We start from the raw sequence: 2,252 nt of genomic DNA on the forward strand, positions 1-2,252 counted from the left end.
ACGTTGTTATCGATTGGCGCGCGTCCGTCGTTCACATAGCGGCTGAGGTATGTCCACTGGTTGCGCGTATATGAGATCGCCTTGCCCAGCAGGCTCTCGGGAAGAATCTGCGGCGCTTGTTCATCGAGCCATTTCTGCAACGACTCAAGCAGTGGCACGCTATGTTGCTGACGCAACCGGAAGGTGTAATCGACCCGCGTCTCGCCTTCGGGCAGATCGCCCTTTGCGAGTGTTTCTACCTGGTAGAGCGCCTTGAAGTATTCCAGTCCATGTGCGGCACGACCGCCTGGTTTCTTCATGCCCTTGAGGGCATCCACGAAGGCACGCCGGGCGTGGGCCAGGCAACCAAAGTGCGTCGGGCCTTCGAGCGTGCGCCATGCGGCATATCCATCGGTCATCAGCAGACCTTTATAGCCGGAGAGGAACGTCCGGGGATAGTCCTGCCCGCGTCCCGGCTGGTAGTCGAACAGCACGACGGGCTCAGGGCAGTCTTCGGCACTGCGGTACACCCACATATACGAGGTGCTCTGGGCGGCTTTGCCCGGCTCCTTGAGCACCTGTACCGTTGTCTCGTCGCCGTGAATCAGCTGTTGCGACAGCAGCGTTGTGCGCAGCGCCTCATACAGACGGCTGTAGTGCAGCTCGGCAGGCCGGATGATCCAGTTCGCCAGCGTGCCGCGTCCGACTTCGATGTCCGCGCGTGCCAGCGCATGGGCCATCCGGTATAGCGGCGTTCCGTCGACGTATTTGCCCGCAGTGACCGTGGCAATCATCGCCGCACTGGCATTGCTGCCCGGCAACGGCTGGGCGGGCATGGGTGCCGTGATCACCGGCGTGCGCTCCGCGTGACGCTCGCAGTGGCGGCATGCATATTTGAAGCGCACGTGCTGAAGCACCGAGGCCTTTACTTCGATATGCAGCTGTTCGCTGGTCTCTTCGCCCATGCGGTGCAGTGCGTGCGCGCAGCACGGACATACCTTCGCGCTCTCGGGCAGATCGTATTCGATGCGTTGACGCGGCAGATGCGCCGGTAACGGCTTACGTCCCGGTTTGCTTCCCATGGGTGCCGGCGGATCCGGCAGACCCGTGTCGGGGAGTACAAACGCTTCGTCAGTGGCGCCGGCGTCCATGTCGTCGGGTTCGGTGCCGGCGATCTGTTCGGCCTCGTCGAAGACGCGATCCTTGAGCTTCTCGCTGCTCGGGGCGAAGCGCCTGCTCTGCGCCAGGCGAAACTGCTCTTCGAGCTGGGTAATCCGTTCGCCCAGCTGGCGGTTGCGTGTCTCGAGTTCACGGATATAGGCCTGGGCGGCCGGCGGCAATCGGGAGAAGTCGTCCTCGTTCATGCCTCCAGGATAGCGAAGTGTCGCCCGCGATGGGTTTACGGGAATTTGTAACAGGCCGGCCAGTTATTGCTGACGGGCGACGCCCGATGCTCAACTGGCGTGATGGTACGACCGTACCGGATGGCGGCGTACAGCATCAATGTCGATGCCCTCCAGGAGCCAGTGCAACTGCTCGCTCGTCAGCTTGACGACGCTCTGCTGCCGGCGCGGCCATACGAAGTGGTCTTCCTCGAGGCGCCTCAACATCATCCAGAAACCGTTACGATCGTAGAACAGCAGTTTGACCCGGTTGCGTTTGCGGTTGTGGAAGGCGAAGACGGCGCGACCAAACGGGTCGAGCTGCATGGACTGCTCGACGAGCGTCACGAGGCTATTGATGCCGGCCCGGAAGTCGATCGGTTCGCGATGCAGGAAGACCGTCAGGTCCGCCTCGAAGCGGAACATCAGCGCGCTCCCAATGCGGTAACCATCGCATTAACGATTGCCACGTCATCTGCTGAACATTCGAGCTCAAGCTTCACGCCGTTGGGCAGGTGAGCCGACAGCCGTGCCAGTCGCGTTGAGCGTGGCGAAACGCAGGGTGATTCTGCACCGGTGGCGCGGAGCGACGCGGGCGCGGACGCCATGACCGCTGTCGGCTCGTCAATCGCGACGACTGGAACAAACACTGATGATGCGACCGGCACGTCATGCCTGATTGGAGGCTGGCCCCGTTCTCGGGCCTGGACCCATTTATGCAACTGGTTGGCGTTCACGCCCGCCTTCAGGGCGAGGCCCGATAGTGAGGCGCCTGGCCGCAGACAGGCTTCGACCAGTCGTCGCTTGTCCGCCGGGTCGAAGCTTCGCTTGCCGCCGACACCGACACGCGTCACACGCAAGGGCAAAAAGCTCAGGTCATCTTCTGTCATG

Annotated in this window: 3 protein-coding genes; all 3 read right to left on the reverse strand. The window is 62.3% G+C overall.

Translation table 11 applies throughout. The features are described 5' to 3' along the window. The coding region (tnpC, locus tag FSO04_RS45560) for an IS66 family transposase (RefSeq protein ID WP_154567976.1) at positions 1-1,343 on the reverse strand (1,343 nt) is incomplete at its 3' end. 90 nt (positions 1,344-1,433) lie between these two features. After that, positions 1,434-1,787 (reverse strand): IS66 family insertion sequence element accessory protein TnpB, encoded by a 354-nt coding sequence (gene tnpB / locus FSO04_RS45565; protein ID WP_154567977.1) that lies wholly within the window; start codon positions 1,785-1,787, stop codon positions 1,434-1,436. Then, positions 1,787-2,251, reverse strand: a complete 465-nt coding sequence (tnpA, locus tag FSO04_RS45570) for an IS66-like element accessory protein TnpA (protein ID WP_154567978.1) — start codon at positions 2,249-2,251, stop codon at positions 1,787-1,789. The genes tnpB and tnpA overlap by 1 nt, the downstream gene beginning before the upstream one ends. Position 2,252: the final 1 nt, after the last annotated feature.

Origin of the sequence: Paraburkholderia madseniana, from assembly GCF_009690905.1 — a bacterium.
Lineage (GTDB): Bacteria > Pseudomonadota > Gammaproteobacteria > Burkholderiales > Burkholderiaceae > Paraburkholderia > Paraburkholderia madseniana.

Excerpts from the sequence above, each read along its gene's own strand:
- tnpB (WP_154567977.1), bottom strand. The coding sequence starts at position 1,787 with ATGTTCCGCTTCGAGGCGGACCTGACGGTCTTCCTGCATCGCGAACCG.
- tnpA (WP_154567978.1), bottom strand. The coding sequence starts at position 2,251 with ATGACAGAAGATGACCTGAGCTTTTTGCCCTTGCGTGTGACGCGTGTC.